Source organism: Ruthenibacterium sp. (assembly GCF_017421385.1).
Lineage (GTDB): Bacteria > Bacillota > Clostridia > Oscillospirales > Ruminococcaceae > Ruthenibacterium > Ruthenibacterium lactatiformans.
This window is the reverse complement of sequence record NZ_JAFOIN010000091.1, coordinates 1-22,228: the sequence shown is the minus strand read 5'-3', so window position 1 is coordinate 22,228 and position 22,228 is coordinate 1. Positions and strand designations below refer to the sequence as shown.

Here is a 22,228-nt window from a genome sequence, read left to right as displayed (position 1 = left end):
GGGACGGCGGGCGGCGCCGCCGGGCAGAGCGCGGCTCTACCCACGGCCGCGGCGCCCCATGAGGGCCCGCCCTATACCATTGCCATCGACGCGGGCCACGGCGGCACCGACATCGGCGCGGAAGGCGTTATCAACGAGATCCAGCTCACAGAAGCAACGATCGGATATCTGGAGGGTTGGCTCACCCAGGACGAGAATTATACGCCCGTGCGCACCCACGCGGCGGATACATTTTCCAAAAACACCGAGCGCGCGGCCGCGGCAAACAGCGCAGGCGCTTCGCTGCTGCTCTCCGTGCACGGCAATTCAGACCCTTATTCCTCTGATTCCTATGGCCTGGAATGCTATCCGCAGCCGCCGGGGCGCACCCATCATGAGGATTCGCTGCGCCTTGCGCATCTCATTGCCGATAAATTCGGCGCGGCGGGCCAGCGCCTGCGCGGCAACGCGGGCGTGCGTTACATCTACTATGCGGGCGACGATGAAAGCGGCTACGAAAAGCAGGTGGTGGAGGAGAGCGACAGCACCGTTTACTCCGAGCAGACCTTTGGCCTTTTGGAAAAAACAGATTGTCCCGCCGTACTGGTGGAGCAGTGCTTTGTTACCAGCGAGGCCGATGTGGCGGCCTGGGGAACGGACGACGGCTGCAGGCGCGCAGCCCGGCTGTATTACGAAGCCATTTGTGAATATTTCGGCACCGAGCCGCTGCCCGGGACATGATGCAAAAAAGCCCCCGCTGCGAACAGCGGGGGCTTTTTTGCCCAAACGACTAAACCGTAAGCCGGGTTCTGTATTAAACGACGATCTATCTCGACTGCATGTTGCCATGCAGCTCCAGCCGCCTCCGGGAACGCGCAGGGCACGCATAGTTCCCATATGGGCGTTGCTCCTGGTAGGGTTTACAGAGCCGCGCAAGTCACCAAGCGCGCTGGTGCGCTCTTACCGCACCTTTCCACCTTTTCCCGCGCAAAACGCGGGTAGTCTATTTCTGTTGCACTATCCCTGGGGTCACCCCCGGCTGCCGTTAGCAGTTACCATTCCCTTGTGGAGCCCGGACTTTCCTCAGAGCGCGTGAAACGCCCCGCCGCCGTATGTTTTACTCGTTTGGGCATCTTAGTATAGCACACATTTTGCAGCATTTGCAACACCGGCGCACAAACTGCAATTTTCTCTTGAAAAAATGCCATTTAATGGGTATAATTTTATGTATGGGAATTTATAAATATCCGCGCCTTGGGCGCGGGCAATAGGAAAAGGGGAAAGATTATGTTTAAAAACGATTATCTGGCGCGCGTGTATGACGAAGTAAGCGGGCGCAGCGCGGGCGAAACCGAATTTTTGCAGGCTGTGCGCGAGGTGCTGGAGAGCCTGGAGGCTTATGTGGAAAAGCATCCCGAATTGGAACAGCAAGGCATTCTGGAGCGTATGGTGGAGCCGGAACGCTTCATTCAGTTCCGTGTTTCCTGGGTGGACGACGCGGGCAAGGTGCATGTGAACCGCGGCTACCGCGTGCAGTTCAACTCCGCCATCGGCCCGTACAAGGGCGGCCTGCGCCTGCATCCTTCCGTCACGGCGTCCGTCATTAAGTTCCTGGGCTTTGAGCAGGTGTTCAAAAACAGCCTTACGGGCCTGCCCATGGGCGGCGGCAAGGGCGGCAGCGATTTTGACCCGAAAGGCAGATCCGACGCAGAGATCATGCGTTTCTGCCAGAGCTTTATGACGGAGCTTTCCAAGCATATCGGCCAGTTTACCGACGTGCCCGCCGGAGACATCGGCGTGGGCGCGCGGGAGATCGGTTATATGTTCGGCCAGTACAAACGCCTGCGCAACGAAGTGACGGGCGTGCTGACGGGCAAGGGCCTTTCCTACGGCGGCAGCCTGGTGCGTCCGGAGGCCACCGGCTACGGCCTGTGTTACTTTACCGAGGAAGCCCTCAACTGCATGAAAAACGACAGCTTTAAGGGCAAAACGGTGGTGATCTCCGGCAGCGGCAACGTGGCCATCTACGCCACGGAGAAAGCTACCCAGCTGGGCGGCAAGGTCGTGGCTTTGTCCGATTCCACGGGCTATGTCTACGACAAAAACGGCATCGACCTGGATGTGGTGAAGGAGATCAAGCTGGCCCGCCGTGCCCGCATCTCCGAGTATGTTAAGGCGGTGCCCGCCGCCGAGTATCACGAAGGCTGCAGCGGCATCTGGAGCATCCCCTGCGATATCGCGCTGCCCTGCGCCACGCAGAATGAGATCGACGAGGCCAGCGCCAAGCTGCTTGCCGCAAATGGCTGCAAGGTAGTGTGCGAGGGCGCGAACATGCCCTCCACGCCGGAGGCGATCAACGTGTATCTGGAAAACGGCATGCTCTACGGCCCGGCCAAGGCCGCCAACGCGGGCGGCGTGGCCACCAGCGGCCTGGAGATGAGCCAGAACTCTCTGCGCCTGTCCTGGACATTCGAGGAAGTGGACGAGCGTTTGCAGAATATCATGAAGAATATTTTCCACAATGCTTATGACGCCTCCAAGGCATGCGGTGCGGAAGGAAACCTGATGGTGGGCGCCAACGTGGCGGGCTTTATCAAGGTGGCCGACGCCATGCTCGCCGAGGGTATTGCGTATTAAGCATCAACCGTACAAAACCGGGCAGGGGCCGCACAGAGCGGCCCCTGTTTTTTGCCTGCCGGGACGGCGGGGCATCCATGGGAAAGGAGCGGAGCGCATGACGCTGGAATTTACGGTGGAGCAAAAGGAAAACGGTATGCTGCTGCGGGACTTTCTGCGCAAACGCGGTGTTTCGGCAGCGCTGGCCAAGGGCGTGAAGGCCTCGGACGGCTTTTTCCGGGACGGCGCGCCCGTACACACGGATATGCGCCTTTCAGCGGGCCAGCGGATTTCCTTTGCGCTGCCTCCGGAGCCTCCTACGGAGGTGCTGCCCCAGGCGCTGCCGCTGGATATCCTGTATGAGGATGCCCATGCAATGGTGCTGAACAAGCCCGCGGGACAAACGGTACACCCCACCCGGGGGTATGCGGACGGCACGCTGGCCAATGCTTTCCGCGGCCGGATGGCCGCGCGGGGCAGCGCGGCCGTGTTCCGTCCGGTGAACCGGCTGGACAGGGGAACCTCCGGCCTTGTGCTGTGCGCGATGAACGCCTATGCCGCGCCGCTGCTGGCCGCCGCGGTGCAAAAAGTGTACTATGCCGTGGCCGAGGGGCTGGTGGACGGGGAGGAGGGCGCCATCGACGCGCCCATTGCGCTGGCGCACGGGTCTATCATTCAGCGGTGCGTGTGCGGCCGGGGGCGGCCCAGCCGCACGGAATACCGGGTGCTGGCACGGGGCGGAGGGCACACACTGCTGCGGGTGGTGCCCGTCACGGGGCGCACACATCAGATCCGTGTGCATTTCGCGTCCCGGGGGCATCCGCTGGCGGGCGACGGCATGTACGGCGGATGTCCGGAGCACATGGCGCGCCCGGCGCTGCACTGCGGCGCGGTATCGTTTGGCCTGCCGGGGGAGAATGCGGCGCACACAGTGCACGCGCCGCTGCCCGAAGACATGCGTGCGCTGCTGGCGGCGTGCGGCATCCGGGCGGAAGATTTCGGCATTTGACCCCTTCCGTGTGTTGATACAAATGTGAAAAAAGGTATGCGTCGCCGCGCTGGAAAGGGATTAAACTTGCATCGTGGGCAAAATAGTGTATAATAATAAAGTTCGGACCCCCGCTCTGACCGGCGCTCCTGTGCCGGGGATGCAGATGGAACCGGACATTTGCCTGTTTCTGCACCGCGCTTTGCGCGGCTGGCATATCCCCACGGAGACCCGGAAAGGAGGGGGCGTATGGCTGCAAGGAAACGCTGGCGCAGGTATATCCCGGACGACGAGATATCCGTGCGCGCTTTCCTGCATTTGATCGGCCGCCTGTTTTATTATGTCGGCCTTCATTCGGAATATTTTCTGCTGAACTTCGGCCGCGGCGCACGCGCCGCCGTACTGGCGCTCTGGCACGGCGTGTGCTGGATGCTGGCGCTGGGCGCCAATATTCTGCGGCCGTTTTTTGCCGCTGTATGGGAGGATCTGCGCGCCCCCTGGCGGCAGATGCGCAGCGGGCTGCGCAACATCCGCCAGGTAGTGCGTGAAGAACGGGAGGCCGGCGGCTCGCCGGCGGGCAAAGGACTTGCCTATTTCTTCCGCGGCGTTTTGGCGTACAAGCACCTGCTCCTGCGCGGTCTGGCGTATCTGCTGCCTGCGGCCGCGCTGGGCGTGCTGCTCGTTACCGTGGACGGTGTTCTGTCCTCTACTTTTGCACTGCGGGTGGAATTCCGCGGCGAATTCGTGGGCTTCATTGCCAACGAAAGCGTTTATGATGCGGCGCACGCGGATATTCTGGACCGCATCCAGAATGTGGACACGGGCGAGGACTGGAAAGCGCGCCCGGAATATACGCTCACCATTGTGGATCAGGCGGCGCTGTATTCCCAAGGCGAACTGACGGACCGCATCATCGAGACATCATCTGCTGAATTCCGCGAGGCGACAGGCGTCTATGTCAATACGGAGTTCATCGGCGTTACGGCGGATTCCGCCGCGTTGACACAGGCGCTGGAGGCTCTGAAAGAGCCTCTTTACGAAGGACATGAAAATGACGACAGCTGGCGTGTGGAGTTCCAGCAAAATGTGGAACTTAAGCCAGGCCTGTATTTCACCAGCACCATTGTCACACTGGACGATCTGCTGGCGCGCCTGCACGGAACGGCTCCCGTGGAGCTTTCCGACGGCAATATCCTGGTGGGCTGGGATATGCTGGGCGTGCAGGCGGTGCAGAATGTGACCCGCACCGTTGAAACTGCGGCCGAGCCGCAGGTCATCAATGACCTCGAGCTGGAGTGGGGCCGCGAAGTGGTGGAGCAGGAGGCTTCACCGGGCCTGGAGGAAGTAAACGAGGACGTCGTTTATATCGACGGCCAGGAGGTACAGCGCATTCAGACGCGTGAGCCGACCGTGCTGGTGGAGGCGGTGCCGCAGATCACGCGGTACGGCACGTATAACCCCTACGGCGGCACTGCGGGAGACCCGGCGACAGGTGAATTCACCTGGCCGGTACCAGATTATAAGGGCATCAGCCGCTGGGCCTCACGCTATCACCGCGGGGCGGATATCACGGCGCGTTACGGTACGACCATTGTTGCGGCGGATAACGGCGTGGTGGAAGTTGCGACAGACGCGCGCGGCACGGCATGGTGGACGTACGGAAAATTTGTCAAGGTCGACCATGGCAACGGCTTCGCCACTGTGTATGCGCACTGCTCCGAGCTTCTGGTGCAGCAGGGTGAATATGTAGTGAAGGGCCAGCCTATCGCACGCGTGGGTTCCACAGGGTATTCTACGGGCAACCACTGCCATTTTGAGATCCAGGTGAATGGCCAGTGGACAGATACCCGAAGGTATGTCATGCCTTAAGGATACACCACGCAATTCACCGGCGTGCTTCCCCGCTTAGGCGGCGTAGGCGCGCGGAGAATTGACCGAGTGCCGTTCGTGAACACACAAGGCCGGGCGTACAGCGCCCGGCCTTTACATTGGTGACAAAAAATTGACGAATCATGCCGTTTTTGTTGCAAAAAGCCTGGCAAATGGATATAATAAGTGCGGTTGTGACAGAGCCTTTCCGCACGTTCAGTTAATTTGTGCCAAATCCTGTCGAATATGCATTTATGCTTTTAATCTGTGCAAAATTAGTGTATACTAAAAGAGTTACCATGCGCTCTATGCGCGGCCTTTCGGCCCGATCCTATAAAGAACGCTCAAAGGAGAGTACGTCTATTGGAAAAGTTTGTCATTCACGGCGGTAAACCGCTGGTGGGCGAAGTCGAGATCAGCGGCGCGAAAAATGCGGCGGTCGCCATCCTGCCGGCCACCATTCTTGCAGGCGGTAAATGTGTGATCGAGAACCTGCCCAATATCAGCGACGTCAGTGCCTCTGTGGACATCCTCAGCGCCATGGGCGCGCATGTGCGCGTCATCAACAAGCACACGCTGGAGATTGACACCGCCCATATCACCGCCACCAGTGTGCCCAACGAGCTTTCGCGCCAGATGCGCGCCTCTTATTATTTTCTGGGCGCGCTGCTGGGCCGTTTCGGCAAAGCCACCGTGGCCATGCCCGGCGGCTGTAATCTCGGCCCGCGCCCCATCGACCAGCACCTCAAGGCGTTTGTAGCCCTCGGCGCGAAGGACTCGGTGGAATACGGTATGATCAGTGTGGAGTCCGACAGCCTGCGCGGCGAGGACGTGTTTTTCGATACCGTTTCGGTGGGCGCCACCATCAACGCCATGCTGGCGGCTGTGATGGCCGAGGGCCAGACCGTGCTGGAAAACGTGGCCAAAGAGCCCCACATTGTTGACGTTGCCAACTTTTTGAATATGATGGGCGCGGACGTGCGCGGCGCGGGCACCGACGTCATCAAGATCCGAGGCGTCAAGCAGATGCACGGCTGCACCTATTCCATCATCCCGGACCAGATCGAGGCGGGTAGTTACATGGTTGCCGCCACGATTACAGGCGGCAACGTACTCATCAAAAATGTCATCCCCAAGCATCTGGAACCTATCACCAGCAAGCTGGAAAAGGCGGGCGCCACCATTGAGGAGTTCGACGATTCCCTGCGGGTGTACCGCACGGGCGACCTGGAGCCGCTGAATATCAAAACAATGCCGCATCCCGGTTTCCCCACCGATATGCAGCCGCTGATGACCGTGCTGCTCACATTGGCAAAGGGGACGTCCATCATCACCGAAGGGATTTGGGAAAACCGTTTTCGTTATGTGGATGAGCTGACCCGTATGGGCGCGAACATCCAGGTGGACGGGCGCGTGGCTGTGATTGAGGGCGTGCAGGAGCTGCTGCCGGCCCCCATGCGCGCGGCGGACCTGCGCGCGGGCGCGGCACTCGTGGTTGCGGCGCTGGCGGCGGACGGCGTTTCCGAAGTGGACGAGATCTGCCACATCGAACGCGGCTACGAGGATATCGTGGAAAAGCTGCGGGGGCTCGGCGCGGACATCAAGCGGGTGGAAAAGCCCGCGGGCGTGCTGCGGCAGGCTGCGCTGTAAGCTTACAAAAAGCAGAACGGAAGGAGCGTTTCGGCTCCTTCCGTTTTTGAATGTTAAAAGGGAGGCTGCGCATGGCGCGTTTTACCACGCTGTATTCCGGTTCCTCGGGCAATAGCGCCCTGGTGGAGGAAAACGGCCGTTACTTACTGGTGGATATGGGCAAGAGCTGCCGCATGACGCAGAACGCGCTGAAAGGGTTGGGGCTGCCGCTGGCGGACCTGGGCGGCATCCTTGTCACCCACGAGCATTCGGACCATGTGAGCGGTCTTGCCATCTTTTTAAAATATCACCCTGTGCCGGTGTACGGCAGCGCGGCCACGCTGGATTATCTGGCTTGCCGGGGCCTTGTGCCGCCGGGCGCGGAATTGATAGACATCGACGGCCGCACCGAGGACGTGTGCGGTTTTGCGGTGCAGAGCTTTGAAACGAGCCACGACTCTGTGGCCTGCCGGGGTTACCGCATCACCACGCCTTTGGGCCGGGTGGCAGGCGTCGCAACAGACCTTGGCTATGTGAGCGACGAGGTGCTGGCGAACCTCTTGCTGGCGGATGTGGTGGCGCTGGAAGCCAATTATGATTATAATATGCTCATGACGGGGCCGTATCCATATTATCTGAAAACGCGCATTGCGTCCCAGCGCGGGCATCTGTGCAATGAGGAGAACGCGGCCACGCTGGTGCGTCTGCTGGAGAACGGATGTGAAAGGTTCGCGCTGTGCCATATCAGCCAGGAGAACAATACCCCGGAGCTTGCGCTGGAAAGCGTGCGCGCCGCGCTGCTGGGCGCGGGCGTTGTGCCGGGGCGGGACTGCGTTGTGAATGCGGCGCGCCGCCACGAGGTATCGCCCATCATTGAATTTTAGGCGCGCCGTGCGGCGGCCGCCGGATAACAGGAGGGAAGCATTGTGCAGACCATTACGCTCATCGCGCTGGGGAAGCTGAACGCGGATTATTACGCAAAGGCCGCCGCCGAATATGCAAAGCGTCTTTCAGCCTATTGCAGGCTGAACATCGTGGAGCTGCCGGAGGAGCCCATTGCGGAAAAAAACGCTTCGCCCGCCGTCATCGGCAAGGCGCTGGAAAAAGAGGCGCGCGCCATTCTGGCTGCCGTGCCCAAGGGCAGCGGCCTGGCGGCGCTGTGCGTCGAAGGAAAACAAAAAACCAGCGAGGAGCTGGCCGCGTATCTGGACGAGCGCGCGGGCAGCGGCGCGGGGGACGTGGCGTTCGTGATCGGCTCGTCCCACGGGCTTGCGGACAGCGTAAAGCAGACGGCGTCTCTGCGGCTTTCCATGAGCAAAATGACATTCCCGCACCAGCTTGCGCGGGTGATGCTGCTGGAGCAGCTTTACCGCGCGTTTTCCATCAACCACGGCGGAAAATACCACAAGTGACCCAAAAGCGCCCCGCGCACGGCCGGACGGACACCGGACCGATGTGCGGGGCGCTTTTTGCGGCTGCCGCTCCGGGCGTTAATCCGGACGGCGCTCCCGGTAGGCGAGCGCTTCGTCGGGCGCTTTCATTTTGCCGATGCAGAACAGCAGGACGGCAACGCCCAGCAGGGCGAGGATGCATTTTCCAAAGGTTTTCATAGAGGGCTTCATCCTTTCGTTTTGAAGTGGAGCAAAGAGGCGTCACGCCTCCACAAGGCGGTAATAGGTACGCGCGGTAATGCGGTATACCACCACATACGCGGCGGCGAAAATGAGAAATGTGACGGCCGTGCAGCCGAAGAACAAAAGCCGGTTCACCATTCCGAACACAAGAAGCATGTTGCAGATGATCTCAAAGGCGAACACCATATGCAGCGCAGCCATGAGCAGCGGCAGGAAAAACACCAGCAATATCTGTTTGTTGATGGCGCGTTTGACCTCTTTCCGGCTCATGCCCACCTGCTGCATGATGCGGAACCGGTCGTGATCCTCATAGCCCTCGCTGATTTGTTTGTAGTAGATGATCAGCACCGTGGCCATCAGGAACAGGCACCCCAGGAAGATGCCAAGGAACAGGAAGCTGCCGTACATGGCGTTCCACTCGGTATATAGCTCGGAGCGGGCATAAATGCCGCAGATACCGTTAAGCCGCGTCCATAGATCCTCCTGCAATGCGGCGATCTGCTCCGGCGTGGCGTCCACGTCGAAGGCGGCGCTGTAAGCGAACTGTTCCTGCGTTCCGCCCATGGCACGGTACAGGGAAGTGGCTTCTTCATCCGGAACAACGAGGATAAGGCCGGTTATGGCGGTGTAGTTGCCGGAGCCGATATAAGGGCTCTCGTCCAGCCGCTGTGCGATATGAACAGCCTGCCCGCCGAGAGTAACGGTATCCGAAAGCACAAAGTTTCCCGTGGGATAGGCAAGGGCTTCGCCGGAAGCGAGCTGGAAGTTTGTGCCGAAAGTAGAATTATAGTCTGAAAGAGGGACAAGTGAGACCGCAACAACCTCCCCGGAACTCACCGAAGCAGGCGCGTCTTCGTAGGAACCGTCGACAGAAATTACATTAAGGCTACGGCTGCGGCCGGCGATGGGATTTTTGATTTCCAGGCCCAGCGCCCGGGTGCTTTGTGCAAAAGCATCCTGAACCGCCGGCGCATTTTCCGCTGCGGTAGAATTGCTGCAAATTTCTCTGGGGTACATGCTTGTCACCATGTCATTGCGCCCCATGTACAGGCTTACGGTAGTAGAGATCGTGACGAGCACCATCGTAGAAAGGATGCAGATGGCCGCAAGGCCGGCGGCGTTCTGCTTCATGCGGTACATCATGCCGGAGACGGCAATGAAGTTGTTGGGCCTGTAATAGAAATTCCTGCGGCGCCGCAAGGCTTTCAGCAGCGCGATGCTGCCGGCGGTGAACAGGCAGAACGTACCCAGAATGACAAGGAATACAGCGACAAAAAACAGCAAAAGCGCATTCAGCGGGCTTTTGAAATATACGGCGATAAAATAGCCGCCTGCCAGCGCGGCCAGGCCCGCAAAGGTGAGAAGCCAGGAGGTTTTTGGCTCTTTTTCGCCTTTCTGCCCGCCGTGGAGCAGCTCCACCGGGTTGGCAAGGCGGATGTGCACCATGTTGTACAGCAGTGTCGCGCCGTAGATGCACGCGAACAGCACCACAGTGGTGATGAGTGACGGCACCGAGACGGAGAACGCCAGCGGCGTTGCGAAATCCAGCAGATACAGCAGCGCCATGAACAGCAGCTTTGAGAATAATACGCCGAACACAAGTCCCAGCGCCAGACACGCAATTGCGGTGAACAGCGTTTCAAAAAACAAAACCAGCGCAACGTGCCGCTTTTCCATGCCCAGTACACAGTAAAGGCCGAGTTCCTTTTTGCGCCGCTTGATGAGAAAGCTGTTGGTGTAGAACATCAGCGCAATGCAGAAAACAGCAATAATGCCCGTGCCCAGAAAAAAGATGGTCATGGCGATGGCGGCGCCGGGCACCTCCATCAGCCCCTCGTTCATGGCGATGGACTGCATGATATAGTACGTCATGATGCATACGATACTGGTGAGCATATAGGGAAAGTAGGTGCTTTTGTTTTTGCCAAGGTTCGTCAGCGCCAGTTTGGGGTAAAGCGCGTTAGCCACGGTCCGCCCCTCCCGTCGTCAGCATGGTGAGCGTATCGCCGATCTTGGCGAACATCTCGTCGCTTGTCATATTGCCGCGGTAAAGCTGATGGAACACCACGCCGTCCTTGATGAACAGCACACGGCCCGCATGGCTGGCCGCCCGCGTGGAGTGCGTCACCATCAATATGGTCTGGCCGCCGCGGTTGATCTCGCCGAACATGCGCAGCAGCTTTGTGGTCGCCTTGGAATCCAGCGCGCCTGTAGGCTCGTCCGCCAGCACAATTTCCGGCTTTGTGATAAGCGCGCGGGCCACGGCTGCGCGCTGTTTCTGCCCGCCGGAGACTTCGTAAGGGTACTTGTCCAGCAGAGCTTCAATGCCGAGCTGCCGCGCGATGGGCGCAAGGCGGGCGGCCATTTCAGCGTGGCCCTTGTGCGAGAGCACAAGCGGAAGAAAGATATTGTCCCGCAGGCTGAACGTATCCAGCAGGTTGAAATCCTGGAACACGAAGCCCAGATGCTCACGCCGGAACTGGGACATTTTGCTGTCCTTGATTTTTGTGATATCCCCGCCCGAAAGGCGCACCGCGCCGCTGGTGGGCTTGTCCAGCGCGGCAAGGATGTTCAGCAGAGTGGTTTTCCCGCTGCCGCTCTCGCCCATGATGGCGACGTATTCGCCCTCCTCCACGGTGAAATTCACGTCCCGCAGGGCCTCTACCTGTACTGCGCCGAAGCGCGCGGTATATACCTTTTGTAAGTGTTCAACTTCAAGCAATGGCATAAAGCAGCCTCCTCAAAAAATAGCGCCGGATGTCCGCCCGCGCCGTTCCGGATCTCCGGTGTGCTTTCATTATAGTATCCTGTCCGCCACGCCTGCCATAACATACGCTTACGATTGGCGCGTTCCGGCTTACAAAACCGTAAGGAACGCACCTGCGGCAGCAGACAAAAACGGCGCGCGCCAGACGCTGAACGCCTGCCGTGCGCCGAAGCGATTACTCCACCACCAGCGTGCCGCGGGCAAAGCAGATGCACACCGCCGTCCCTTTTCCCGGCTCGGAGCGGATGGAGATCGTGTGCCCCAGCTTTTGCAGCACCTCATGGCACAGATACAGGCCCAGCCCTGTACTGCGCTGGCCGCCGCGCCCGTTGTAGCCGGTAAAGCCGCGCTCGAAAATACGGGGCAGATCCTCTGCGCGGATGCCAAGGCCCGTGTCCTCGACGACCAGCGTATCGGGCGAGTCCTTGGCCAGATACACACGCACCGTGCCGCGCGGCGTGTACTTGGCCGCGTTGGTAAGGATCTGTTCCAGCACAAAGGAGAACCATTTTTTATCCGTGAGGACCGTGCCCGGCAGGGAGCTGATCTGCAGCGTTGTGCTTTTCTGATGGATGAACAGAGTGGACACCTTTTTTACGCTCTCCCGCACAAGGACCTCCAAAGGGACCTCCTGTGGCGAGAGATCGGCATGGATAGAACCGATGCGCAGATAGCCCAGCACCATGTCCACATACTGTTCGGCCTTGAACAGCTCCTGGGCAAAGGCGCTGCGGCCAGGGATATCCGGGCTTTCCTGCAGCAGAAGGCGCATGGCCGCCAGCGGGGTTTTGATCTGGTGGGACCAAAGCGTATAATATTCCGTCGCATCGGCTTCGCGGTGGGCGGCGTCCGCCGCGGCAGAAAGACGGTTGCGCTCCAGAGCGGCAATGATATCGCCATAGTCTTTCTCCAAAATATCCCGGGGTGCAGGCAGCGCCGCCAGCTTGGTGGCGCACTGGGCACGCAGCATGCGCAGCGCGGCATGCCGGCGGTAATACCGGGCAAAGCCGGAAAAGAAGAACACGGCTCCCACAGCGCCTACAAGGCAGCATGTGTATAGGGGCAGCTCCAGCGGCGCGCGGTACAGAATGGTCACCACGAACAGCGTGGCGCCGCCCAGCGCCACCAGCAGGAACGCCCGGAGCATGCGGCGGCAGTAGCTGAAAAATACAGGCAGAAGCTCCCGTGCGCCCGTCATGTCTCATCCACCAGGTAACCCAGGCCCTTCTGTGTGCGGATGAACCCCTCCAGGCCGATTTCCGCCAGATGGGCACGCAGGCGCGCCACGTTAACCGTGAGGGTATTGTCGTCGATGAAGCTGTCGCTTTCCCACAAGGCCTGCATGATGTCCTCCCTGGGAACCGTGCGGCCCCGGCGCTCGAACAGAAGCTGCAAAATGCGGAACTCGTTTTTCGTCAGCTCCAGCTTTTGGCCGTTGTAGTGCAGCGAGGCGTCTTTTAGATCCAGCACCGCACCGCGGCAGGCCAGTGCGTTTACACCGGCGCCGAAATCGTATGTGCGGCGCAGAAGCGCCTCGATTTTGGCAATGGCCACGTTCAGGTCAAAGGGCTTGGCCAGGAAATCGTCCCCGCCCATGTTCAGCGCCATCACAAGGTTCATGTTGTCGCTGGCGGAGGAGATGAACAGCACGGGCGTTTTACTGATTTTGCGGATCTCGCCGCACCAGTGATAGCCGTCGTAAAAGGGAAGCGAAATGTCCAGCAGAACAAGGTGGGGCGCTTGCTGAACAAACGTTTCCAGAACGTGTTGGAAATCTGTTACATGAGATGCTTCATAGCCCCATTTTGCAAGCTGGCGCTCCAGCACCTCGGTAATGGTGGGGTCGTCCTCCACAAGCAGTATTTTATACATCTGTCGCTCTCCTTTCCGCCCTGCGGGGCGCCGTGCATTGCGGTATGCCTGAAAAATACGTCGTTCTTGTAACGCGGCAGAAGGGCCTGATTCCTCAATTTTGGAAAAAAGAATATCCATTTCTTGAAAATGGGCAATGCTGTGATAAAATAACTATGAATGAAAACCGCTTCTGAGAAAAGGGATGTGAAAGTTTGAAAGCACTGTTCCGCTATTTTGACGGTTACCGCAGGCAGCTCGTTCTGGGGCCTTTGTTCAAGCTGACGGAGGCCGTTCTGGAACTGTTTGTGCCGCTGCTGATGGCAAATATCATCGACGTGGGCATTAAAAACGGCGACGTGAAATACGTCGTTGCGCACGGCCTGTTTATGCTTGGGCTGGGTGCGGTGGGCCTTGCCTGCGCGCTGACGTGCCAGTATTTTGCGGCTGTGTGCGCACAGGGCTTCGGCCGCAGCCTGCGCAAAGACCTGTTCCGCCATGTGTTCAGCCTGTCCCAGGCCGAGTATGGCTCTGTGGGCACGAACTCGCTCATTACGCGCCTCACCAGCGACGTGAATCAGGTGCAGACGGGTGTGAACATGTTTATCCGCCTGGCCATCCGCGCGCCGTTCCTTACCGTCGGCTCCATTGTGATGGCCTTTACCATCAACTGGAAGATCGCGCTGGTGTTTCTGCTTTCTACACCGCTCATCGTGTTCGTGCTGTACCGCGTTATGAGCCGCAGCCTGCCTGAATACACCCGTATCCAGCGCCAGCAGGACGTTATCTCCCGCCTTGCGGGTGAAAACCTGGAGGGAGCGCGGGTCATTCGTGCCTTTTCAAAGCAGGACAGCGAGATTGAACAGTTCCAGCAGGCGGGAGACACGCTGTCCGACATTACCATCCGCGTGGGCAAGCTCTCGGCGGCGCTCAACCCCATCACTTCGGTTATCGCAAACCTTGCCATTGTGGCCATCGTCTGGTTCGGGGGCCTGTTTGCGCAGGACGGAGGCATCGAGCAGGGCCAGATCATCGCCATGGTGAACTATATGACGCAGACGCTGCTGGCGCTCATCGTTCTGGCGAACATCATCGTTATCCTCACGAAGGCGCTGGCCAGCGCGAAGCGCGTAAGCGAAGTGCTGGCACAGGAAAGCTCTATGCCGGAGCCGCGCCAAAGCGCCGCGGAGAAGCCCGGTGCGCCGCGCATTGAATTTGAAAGCGTGCGTTTCGCTTATCCGGACGCGGGCGAGGACGCCGTGGAGGGCGTCAGCTTTTCCGTACAGCCGGGCCAGACGCTGGGAATCATCGGCGGCACGGGCTGCGGCAAAACAACTTTGGTGCGCCTGCTGACGCGGGACTACGACGTGACGGGCGGCGCGGTGCGCGTGGACGGCACGGATGTGCGGGAATATACCTCCCGGCGGCTGCACGCCAAGATCGGTCTTGTGCCGCAGGCGGCGCAGCTGTTCAGCGGCACGGTGCGCAGCAATTTGCAGCTGGGCGCGGAAAACGCGCCGGACAGCGCGCTGTGGAAGGCTCTGGAGGTGGCCCAGGGCGACGATTTTGTACGCGGCAAGCCCGACGGCCTGGATACTCCCGTAGAGGAAGGCGGCAAAAACCTCTCCGGCGGCCAGAAGCAGCGCCTGACCATCGCGCGGGCGTTGGCGAAGCAGCCGGATATCCTGGTTTTGGATGATTCCGCCTCGGCTCTGGACTACGCCACCGATGCGGCGCTGCGCCGCGCGCTGCGGGCGCAGACGGAAAATATGACGGTCGTGATGATCTCTCAGCGGGCGTCCACCATCAAAAACGCGGACCGCATCCTTGTGCTGGACGACGGGCGGCAGTGCGGTTTCGGCACCCATGAGGCGCTTTTGGAAAGCTGCGGGGTTTACCGAGAAATTTGCCGTTCGCAGGGCATTGTAACAGAGGAGGTGGGCGTATGAAACGGAGAACCGTTAAACGCATCCTCACCTACGTGCGGCCCTACCGCGCGGCGTTTGCGGCATCTTGCGCCAGCGCGCTGCTGTATGTGCTTTTTACCCTGCTTGGGCCGGTGTTCACAGGGCGCGCCATCGACAACATACTCGGCCCGGGGCAGGTGGACCTGCGCGGCGTACTGTACTATCTGGCGCTGCTGGGAATTTCGGTGCTGCTGGCCGCAGCCAGCCAGTGGGTAATGAATGTCTGCACCCGCAAGATTTCCAGCAGGGCGTCCAATGATATGCGCGGCGAAGCATTCCGCGTGCTGAACCGCACGCCGCTGAAGTACATCGACGGCCACACGCACGGCGACATCATCAGCCGAATGGTCAACGATGCGGATCTTGTAGCCGAGGGGCTTCTGCAGGGCCTGACACAGCTTTTGCCGGGAGTGGCTACCATTCTGGGCACGCTTGTGGTGATGGCTGTGCTGAATCCTGTCATCGCGCTGGTCGTGGTTTTGGTGACGCCGGTGTCCATTGCTTTTGCGGGCTTCGTTGCCAGGCGCACAACAGGCTTTTTCAAGGCGCAGAGCGCTGCGCAGGGCCGTCTGTCGGGTTTTGTCAACGAGATGGTTGCCGGGCAGAGCGTCGTAAAGGCCTTTGGCTACGAGGACCGCTGTTTCGCACAGTTCGACGCCATCAGCGATGAGCTGTACGACACGGGCCTGAAAAGCGTGTTTTATTCTTCTGTGACGAATCCGGGCACGCGTTTTGTCAATGCCATCGTCTACGCGGCGGTAGGTGTTATCGGCGCGATCTCGGCCATTGGAGGTTCCATTACGGTGGGCCAGCTGAGCTGCTTTTTGACGTATGCGAACCAGTACACCAAGCCCTTCAACGAGGTGACGGGCGTGCTGACGCAGCTTCAGACGGCTGTGGCCAGCGCCGAGCGCCTGTTCGCCGTTATCGACGAGCCGACCGAACGCCCGGATGCGCCGGACGCCCTTGCCCCCACGGCCTGCGGGGGCCGTGTGACGGCCAGCCATGTGGACTTTGCCTATGTTCCGGCGGTGCCGCTCATTGAGGATTTTAACCTGGATGTGATGCCGGGCCAGCGCATCGCCATCGTGGGGCCGACGGGATGCGGCAAGACGACGCTCATCAACCTGCTCATGCGCTTTTACGAGGTGGACCGGGGTGAGATCGCCGTGGACGGGAACAGCATTGCCAAACTGCGGCGCAGTGCGCTGCGGGGCATGTACGGCATGGTGCTGCAGGAGACCTGGCTCAAATGCGCTACCGTGCGCGAGAATATCGCCTACGGCAAGCCGGACGCCACGGACGAGGAGGTAAAGGCCGCGGCGAAAGCCGCTTATGCCCACGGCTTTATCAAGCGTCTGCCGCAGGGATATGATACCGTCATTGCACCGGGCGGCGGAAACCTTTCGGCGGGGCAGAAGCAGCTTTTGTGCATCGCGCGTATCATGCTGTGCCAGCCGCAGATGCTCATACTGGACGAAGCAACATCCAGCATCGACACCCGCACCGAAATGCTGGTGCAGCAGGCGTTTGAAAAGCTGATGCAGGGACGCACCAGCTTTGTGGTGGCGCACCGGCTGTCCACGATCCAGTCTGCGGACCGTATCCTTGTGATGAATGCCGGGCATATCATCGAACAGGGAACGCATGCCGAGCTGCTGGCGAAGCAGGGCTTTTACGCAAACCTGTACAACAGCCAGTTCGCCGTGGAATAACGGACGGCAGAGGATGAAACGAAAAAACAGGCGGCCCGGAAAATGCTCCGGGCCGCCTGTTTTGCTGGTGTTATTTTCCCCGCGTGCGGAAGCTGCGCCACAGCCGCGCGGCAAGCCCCGCAACCACGAGCACAGCTGCCGCTCCCTCCCAAAAGCCGCGCCAGAATCCATCCGGCGCACCGAACCATGCCAGCACAAGGCTGGCGCAGAAGGCCAGCGCGCCCAGGGGCAGGCCCCAGGCGAGCAGGGAAGTGACACGATCCTCGATGCCGTTCATGCCGGACGCCCCTTTCAGAATTTTCGCATATAATAAAACCGAAGCGCCTTGGTGGTGACGGCCGTGAACAAAGCCGCGCCCAGCAGCGTCATGCATACCGTGGCGCTCCAGTAGCCCGCGGCCAGCGCCGCAAGCACGAGCCCGGGCACAACGACCTGGAACGCCTGCCGTCCGGCCTTCTGCCATAAAAGAGCTTCGCGCTCGTCGGTGGCCTTCGTATACATCTTATGCAGCAGCACGTCGTCACGAAGCATTTTTGTAAGGCGGATGCAAATAAAAGCGGCGGAGATGCCCAGCGCGGAAAGCGCGCCGGTGAGCAGGTCGGCATAATAAGGAAACCGAGCGCCCGGCACACCGCCCCGGTGGCCCCAAAAGTGCGCGCAGAACACCGCTGCGGCGCACAGAAGGATAAAGACGCGCAGCAGCCGAAGGCGTATGCGCACTGTTCTCCGGAACTGCTCCAGGGTGATCTGTTCCATCATCGTTCATTCCTCCCCATCCAGGTCGCTGAAGTCGAACACATCCTCAATCGCAAGCCCAAAATACCGCGCCAGCTTGTGGGCAAGAGGCAGAGATGCGGTGTATTTGCCCACCTCGATGGAGGTAATGGTCTGGCGCGTCACACCCACGGCCTGGGCAAGCTCCTCCTGCGACAGCCTGCGCGCACGGCGCAGTTCCGGGATTTTCGTCTTCATGGGACATGCTCTCCTTTGTATAGCGGGCTTTGCACTTTTGGTATAGTTTGCGTTGCAAAAAATGTCAAGTAAGCTTTGCGAAAAACAATATCATATTCAAGGCGCTTTTCTTTTGGAAAGAAGGTGCTATAATGATGTCTGCAAGCGGCGGGCACGGCCCGCCGGAGAGGGGGGAACAGTATGCTGCATGCCATTGCCGCATTTCTGCGGCGTGAAGGCGAAACATTGGAGCGCGCCCCGGCGCACGAGATGCTGCGTGTGGGGCTGTGCCTGGCTTTTACCGGCGGCTTTCTGGACGCATATACCTATCTTCTGCGGGGAGGAGTGTTCGCCAACGCGCAGACAGGCAATATGGTGCTGATGGCCCTGTACGCCGCCCGGCGGGACGGGCGGGCCTTTTATTATCTTCTGCCCATAGCGGCGTTTTTGGCAGGGGTAATCGTCACGGAATGGCTCAAGGCGCGCCTGACGAACGCGCAGCATATCGCTTGGCAGCACGTGGTGCTGCTGGCGGAGGCAATACTGGTTTTTGCGGTGGGATTCGTGCCGCGGAGCGTGCCGGACGCTGTGGTGAATGTGACGGTTTCGTTCATCTGCTCTCTGCAGGTGAACAGTTTTCGGCGCACGAGGGGCCTGCCTTATGCCACAACGATGTGCACGGGCAATTTGCGCAGTGCAGGCGAGCATGTGTTCGCCTGGGCACACGGCGACAAAACGGCGGGCCGTGCGGCGCTTCGGTACTGTGCGGTCATCCTCGTGTTCTGTGCAGGAGCCTGGGCGGGCGCGGTGCTGGCCGGCGCCTGGGGCGTACACGCCGTGTGGGCGTGCAGCGCCGCGCTGCTGGCGGCTTTCGGGCTGATGCTGGCGGGAAGATGACGAAAGCTGAAAACAGAAAGGCCCGCGCCTGTACCCTGCCGAACGGTTCACGCCGCCGGGCGGGATACAGGCGCGGGCCTGTTTTCATGTTGTGCGGAAAACGCGTAAAAATGCAGCGGTCCTTACAGCTTAAAATCATCCGGGCTGAAGGTGGGGAGCTGTGGCCTGCGGCGCGGCACGCGGCGCAGAGGGTCATAAGAAAAGGCACGGCAGTGGTCAAAAGGCTGCACTGCGCCGCGCCGGGTACAGCGCAGCGAACCATCGGCAGCACGAACCACGTGGGAACAGTATTCACAGGCCGGGGGGATATCCCTGCCGAACAGCGGTTTTGTAAACATGGGAGTGAATTCCTTTCCTGGAGCTTGGCCGCGCTGCGGAAGGGGCGCATTTGTGCGGCCTGCATTGATTATACCCCTTTTCAGCGGCGGCGTAAATACCGGGGCACGGGTAAGGCGCCGCAGGCCAGCGCGGCCATGGCGAATAATATCAGCATTACATCCGGCGGCATGCGCACGGCCAGAAGAGGGCTGGCGTCCCACTGAGCGCCCGCGGACAACGCCATGGGAAACAGCTTTGCCAAAAGCCCGAACAGCAGCAGCGAGAGCGGCAAATGCAGCAGACGGGACAGCAGCAGCGGCAGCAGCGGTATACGGGGGGCAAGCAGCGCACGCACCTGCAGAAAGACGGAAGCGCCCATTACACTGAGTGCGGCGCAGCACAGCTGTGTGCGCCAGGCGGATGCAGTCTCGCAGGCGGCGCGGCACGCGCTGGTGACCTCCAGAGGCAGCGTGGCCCAAAAGCGGACGGACGCATCTGCGCCTGTGGGGACAGCAATGGCGGCAAAAAAAGAGAACAGCGTTACATAGCCGCACAGCATCACGATGGCGTTGACCGAGTCCCGTACGGCGGGAACAAAACCCGTGTGAGACGGAACGGCGTCCGGCTGTGTTTTTTGCGGGACGGAACAGCGGCCGGCGGGCATGCCTTTGCCCGTTTGCGCTGCGCAGGCCACGGCGGCCCGGAAACGGCCCGCCATGCTGCCGCGTTTGCGCAGGCGAACAAAAAGTGCGGCGGCCAGCCCGCAGACAAGTGACGCCCCCAGCTGTGCGCCTAAAAGCAGCCAGCCCGCGCCCGCGCTGCCCAACATCAGCGCGCCTACGCTGCTGACGACGAACCCCGGTCCGGAGCCAATGGTACATACCAGCAGCAGCGCGGCCTCAGCGGCAGTTAACTCGCCTGTGCGGTACAGAACATCCACCGCCTTTGCGCCGCCGGCAAAGCCCCCCAGCACGCCGCACAGCATGGCTGCGGGGGCCTTTGTGCTGTGCAGGCCAAGCAAACGGGTATAGGGCCGCAGCAGCAGGCCGAGCGCGTTTGCGGCACGGCTCTCCAGCAGCAGACGGGAAAGCACCAGAAAGGGAAACAGCGCGGGGATGACCGTCTCGTAGCATACGCTCAGCCCGCGCAGTACGCCGCCCGCCGCCGCCCCCGGACGAAGGAACACGCTGGCTGCGGCAAACAACAGCGCGCCAGTCCACACAAGCTCGGCCAGAGCGCGTTTTATTTTAAGAATATTCATAAACCGTCCCTCCACCCTGATATATATGATTGAACCGGAATCAAATAGTAGGGAGGGCGGCTGATGCGCAGGAAAAAGAAACCGGGCGAGCGCTACTCCTTTCGCCGCGCGATGGGATTTGGAACGCAGACGGTGCAGACCGTGCTGTACGGGCGGCCGGTGCTGCATGTGGATTGCGGCGGCGCGCTGGAAATCGAAAACTGCCGGAGCATCCTGCAGTACGATGCCGAAAAACTCAAGCTGGACATGGGCGAGCTGAGCGTTACGATCGAAGGAAACGAGCTGGTGGTGGACACTTACCAAAAAACGCTCATCACGGTGCGAGGGCAGGTGTTTTCCATCCATTTTGGTTACGGAGGAGTGCAGGGCGGTTGATGAACAGGTTGGCGCGGTACGCGATGGGAAGCGTGAATTTTGAGGTAACAGGCGGGCGCGGCGAGCGCTTTTTAAACGACTGCGTGAACGCGGGCGTCCCGGTCGAACATATCCGCCCCACACAAACGGGCTATCTGGCCACAGTGCCTCTGCGGGATTACAAGCGCATGCACAAATATGCGCGCCGGAACCGGTGCCGCCTGCGCGTGCGGGAGAAATACGGCGCATACTTCGCGCTGTTCACATACCGTCACCGTTGGGGGATACTGGCGGGCCTTGTGCTGTGCGTCCTGCTGCTGTGCATGTGCCGCAACCTTATCTGGAACATCTGCTTTTACAATTTTACGCCGGAGCAGGAAGCATCCGCCCGCGCGCAGCTGTTTGAAAAGGGAATCTATGAAGGTGCGTTTCAAAACAATGAGAAGCTGGTGCGCGCGGCGGGCGAACTGTTTGTGGGGTCGGAAGAATACGGCTGGGTCGCGCTGAATTTTGTGCAGGGCCGTCTGGTGGTGGAAAAAACACAGCGGGAGAAGGTGCCGGAGCCCATCGGCACGGAGGTCACCAACGTAGTGGCAAAGAGCGACGGCATCATACGGCGGCTGGAGCTGGTGGACGGCTATCCCCGCGTGGTGCCGGGCCAGTATGTGGCCCAGGGCCAGGTGCTTGTCAGCGGTATGACGCTGAGCCAGTATGAACGTCCGCTTTATTCCCATGCTCAGGCCGAGGTGCTGGCGGAGGTGGAAAAAAGCTATGTATATACCCAGCCGCTGCATGTGGAGCCTGTACTGCCCCAAGCCGTGAGCAAAAGCTATTACAAGCTGTACCTTCCCTGGGGTGAACTTTCGCTTTATGCACAGCTTGATGTGCCGGAAAACGCGTCCCAGCGCGTGCTGCGCCGCCCGGCGGCCCCTTTCGGATTCCATCTGCCTGCGCTTGTGGAGGAAACGCAGGTGCGGCAGGCCGCAGCCGTGCCCTTTGATTTGACGCCCGGGCTGGCGGAGGATATCGCGCGCTCACGCATTCTGGACGCCATCCGGGCGGAATTTGGCGACTATGAGCTGCTGGAAGAAACGCCCTCTGCTGAGGAAGCAGACGGTGCGGTGACCTTGACGCTGCGGGTGCGCATGCTGGCGGATATCGGGAAAATGGTGCCCTATGAGGGGGAGGCCATGGAGCCGGACAGCACGATTGGTGCAGATTCATAGGAAAAATTCAGAAAAATTTGTAGAACTTATGTACAAAATCCTCTTTTAAATTTTGATAAATATGCTATAATAGTCTCAAAGCCACCGCTGCGCGGTCGCGGGCATGTGCAGACATGCCCGGATGCGCTGGCGCGCATGGGCTTTGTGGCTGTTGAAACGCGCAAAACAACGGCATGGCGTTGTTTTGTTGCAGCCGCTTTGCGGCG

The 22,228-nt window shown here is 60.1% G+C and carries 21 protein-coding genes and 1 other RNA gene; 12 read left to right on the top strand and 10 right to left on the bottom strand.

Going from position 1 to position 22,228, the window contains the following annotated elements:
- Window positions 1-720: N-acetylmuramoyl-L-alanine amidase (locus IIY41_RS10945; protein WP_287400723.1), on the top strand; the 720-nt coding region annotated here is incomplete at its 5' end.
- A 42-nt stretch (window positions 721-762) separates the two neighbouring features.
- Here IIY41_RS10945 and rnpB read toward each other — a convergent pair.
- An RNA gene (rnpB, locus tag IIY41_RS10940) (RNase P RNA component class A) lies at window positions 763-1,103 on the bottom strand.
- A gap of 163 nt (window positions 1,104-1,266) precedes the next feature.
- On the opposite strand from rnpB, the gene gdhA reads away from it, so the two are divergent.
- The 6 genes from gdhA to IIY41_RS10910 all read left to right on the top strand — a co-directional run bounded on the left by gdhA (window position 1,267) and on the right by IIY41_RS10910 (window position 8,493).
- Window positions 1,267-2,616, top strand: coding sequence for an NADP-specific glutamate dehydrogenase (gdhA, locus tag IIY41_RS10935; RefSeq protein WP_009326009.1), 1,350 nt, complete (start codon window positions 1,267-1,269; stop codon window positions 2,614-2,616).
- Between the two features lie 97 nt (window positions 2,617-2,713).
- Window positions 2,714-3,604 (top strand): RluA family pseudouridine synthase, encoded by an 891-nt coding sequence (locus IIY41_RS10930; protein ID WP_009326008.1) that lies wholly within the window; start codon window positions 2,714-2,716, stop codon window positions 3,602-3,604.
- A 228-nt stretch (window positions 3,605-3,832) separates the two neighbouring features.
- Window positions 3,833-5,452, top strand: coding sequence for a peptidoglycan DD-metalloendopeptidase family protein (locus tag IIY41_RS10925; protein WP_287400720.1), 1,620 nt, complete (start codon window positions 3,833-3,835; stop codon window positions 5,450-5,452).
- Between the two features lie 363 nt (window positions 5,453-5,815).
- On the top strand, window positions 5,816-7,102 hold the full coding sequence (gene murA, locus IIY41_RS10920) for a UDP-N-acetylglucosamine 1-carboxyvinyltransferase (RefSeq protein ID WP_009326006.1): 1,287 nt from the start codon (window positions 5,816-5,818) through the stop codon (window positions 7,100-7,102).
- 71 nt (window positions 7,103-7,173) lie between these two features.
- Window positions 7,174-7,965, top strand: a complete 792-nt coding sequence (locus tag IIY41_RS10915; protein ID WP_009326005.1) for an MBL fold metallo-hydrolase — start codon at window positions 7,174-7,176, stop codon at window positions 7,963-7,965.
- Window positions 7,966-8,007: 42 nt separating this feature from the next.
- Complete coding sequence (locus IIY41_RS10910; RefSeq protein WP_009326004.1) at window positions 8,008-8,493, top strand: 23S rRNA (pseudouridine(1915)-N(3))-methyltransferase RlmH; 486 nt, start codon at window positions 8,008-8,010, stop codon at window positions 8,491-8,493.
- Between the two features lie 240 nt (window positions 8,494-8,733).
- On the opposite strand, the gene IIY41_RS10905 is transcribed toward IIY41_RS10910, so the two are convergent.
- From IIY41_RS10905 to IIY41_RS10890, 4 genes are all read right to left on the bottom strand, one after another.
- Complete coding sequence (locus tag IIY41_RS10905; protein WP_119980376.1) at window positions 8,734-10,683, bottom strand: FtsX-like permease family protein; 1,950 nt, start codon at window positions 10,681-10,683, stop codon at window positions 8,734-8,736.
- Complete coding sequence (locus IIY41_RS10900) at window positions 10,676-11,443, bottom strand: ABC transporter ATP-binding protein (protein ID WP_009326001.1); 768 nt, start codon at window positions 11,441-11,443, stop codon at window positions 10,676-10,678. Before IIY41_RS10900 ends, IIY41_RS10905 begins: the two co-directional genes overlap by 8 nt.
- 214 nt (window positions 11,444-11,657) lie before the next feature.
- Window positions 11,658-12,680 carry a sensor histidine kinase gene (locus IIY41_RS10895; protein WP_287400716.1) on the bottom strand — a complete coding sequence of 341 codons (1,023 nt, stop codon included), beginning with the start codon at window positions 12,678-12,680 and terminating at the stop codon, window positions 11,658-11,660.
- The gene (locus IIY41_RS10890) at window positions 12,677-13,354 is read right to left on the bottom strand and encodes a response regulator transcription factor (protein WP_278886324.1); all 678 of its coding nucleotides are present in this window, start codon (window positions 13,352-13,354) and stop codon (window positions 12,677-12,679) included. The genes IIY41_RS10895 and IIY41_RS10890 overlap by 4 nt, the downstream gene beginning before the upstream one ends.
- 194 nt (window positions 13,355-13,548) lie before the next feature.
- On the opposite strand from IIY41_RS10890, the gene IIY41_RS10885 reads away from it, so the two are divergent.
- Window positions 13,549-15,282 (top strand): ABC transporter ATP-binding protein, encoded by a 1,734-nt coding sequence (locus tag IIY41_RS10885; RefSeq protein WP_287400713.1) that lies wholly within the window; start codon window positions 13,549-13,551, stop codon window positions 15,280-15,282.
- On the top strand, window positions 15,279-17,015 hold the full coding sequence (locus tag IIY41_RS10880) for an ABC transporter ATP-binding protein (RefSeq protein WP_050004419.1): 1,737 nt from the start codon (window positions 15,279-15,281) through the stop codon (window positions 17,013-17,015). Before IIY41_RS10885 ends, IIY41_RS10880 begins: the two co-directional genes overlap by 4 nt.
- Before the next feature lie 70 nt (window positions 17,016-17,085).
- Here IIY41_RS10880 and IIY41_RS10875 read toward each other — a convergent pair whose 3' ends face one another.
- The 3 genes from IIY41_RS10875 to IIY41_RS10865 are packed head-to-tail and all read right to left on the bottom strand — an operon-like array spanning window position 17,086 to window position 17,987.
- Window positions 17,086-17,292 carry a hypothetical protein gene (locus IIY41_RS10875; RefSeq protein ID WP_205484964.1) on the bottom strand — a complete coding sequence of 69 codons (207 nt, stop codon included), beginning with the start codon at window positions 17,290-17,292 and terminating at the stop codon, window positions 17,086-17,088.
- 14 nt (window positions 17,293-17,306) lie between these two features.
- Window positions 17,307-17,774 (bottom strand): hypothetical protein, encoded by a 468-nt coding sequence (locus tag IIY41_RS10870; RefSeq protein WP_119980381.1) that lies wholly within the window; start codon window positions 17,772-17,774, stop codon window positions 17,307-17,309.
- Window positions 17,775-17,777: 3 nt separating this feature from the next.
- Entirely contained in the window at window positions 17,778-17,987 is a 210-nt protein-coding gene (locus IIY41_RS10865) for a helix-turn-helix transcriptional regulator (RefSeq protein ID WP_009325994.1), read from the bottom strand.
- 180 nt (window positions 17,988-18,167) lie between these two features.
- On the opposite strand from IIY41_RS10865, the gene IIY41_RS10860 reads away from it, so the two are divergent.
- Window positions 18,168-18,863 carry a YoaK family protein gene (locus IIY41_RS10860; RefSeq protein WP_009325993.1) on the top strand — a complete coding sequence of 232 codons (696 nt, stop codon included), beginning with the start codon at window positions 18,168-18,170 and terminating at the stop codon, window positions 18,861-18,863.
- Between the two features lie 122 nt (window positions 18,864-18,985).
- Here IIY41_RS10860 and IIY41_RS10855 read toward each other — a convergent pair whose 3' ends face one another.
- Both IIY41_RS10855 and IIY41_RS10850 read right to left on the bottom strand, forming a co-directional pair.
- On the bottom strand, window positions 18,986-19,201 hold the full coding sequence (locus IIY41_RS10855; protein ID WP_040910291.1) for a hypothetical protein: 216 nt from the start codon (window positions 19,199-19,201) through the stop codon (window positions 18,986-18,988).
- An 80-nt stretch (window positions 19,202-19,281) separates the two neighbouring features.
- Complete coding sequence (locus IIY41_RS10850) at window positions 19,282-20,442, bottom strand: hypothetical protein (RefSeq protein WP_278659603.1); 1,161 nt, start codon at window positions 20,440-20,442, stop codon at window positions 19,282-19,284.
- Between the two features lie 63 nt (window positions 20,443-20,505).
- On the opposite strand from IIY41_RS10850, the gene IIY41_RS10845 reads away from it, so the two are divergent.
- Both IIY41_RS10845 and IIY41_RS10840 read left to right on the top strand, forming a co-directional pair.
- Window positions 20,506-20,817: a YabP/YqfC family sporulation protein gene (locus tag IIY41_RS10845; RefSeq protein WP_009325990.1), complete on the top strand. Its 312-nt coding sequence runs from the start codon at window positions 20,506-20,508 to the stop codon at window positions 20,815-20,817.
- The gene (locus IIY41_RS10840; protein WP_050004415.1) at window positions 20,817-22,022 is read left to right on the top strand and encodes a sporulation protein YqfD; all 1,206 of its coding nucleotides are present in this window, start codon (window positions 20,817-20,819) and stop codon (window positions 22,020-22,022) included. Before IIY41_RS10845 ends, IIY41_RS10840 begins: the two co-directional genes overlap by 1 nt.
- Window positions 22,023-22,228: the final 206 nt, after the last annotated feature.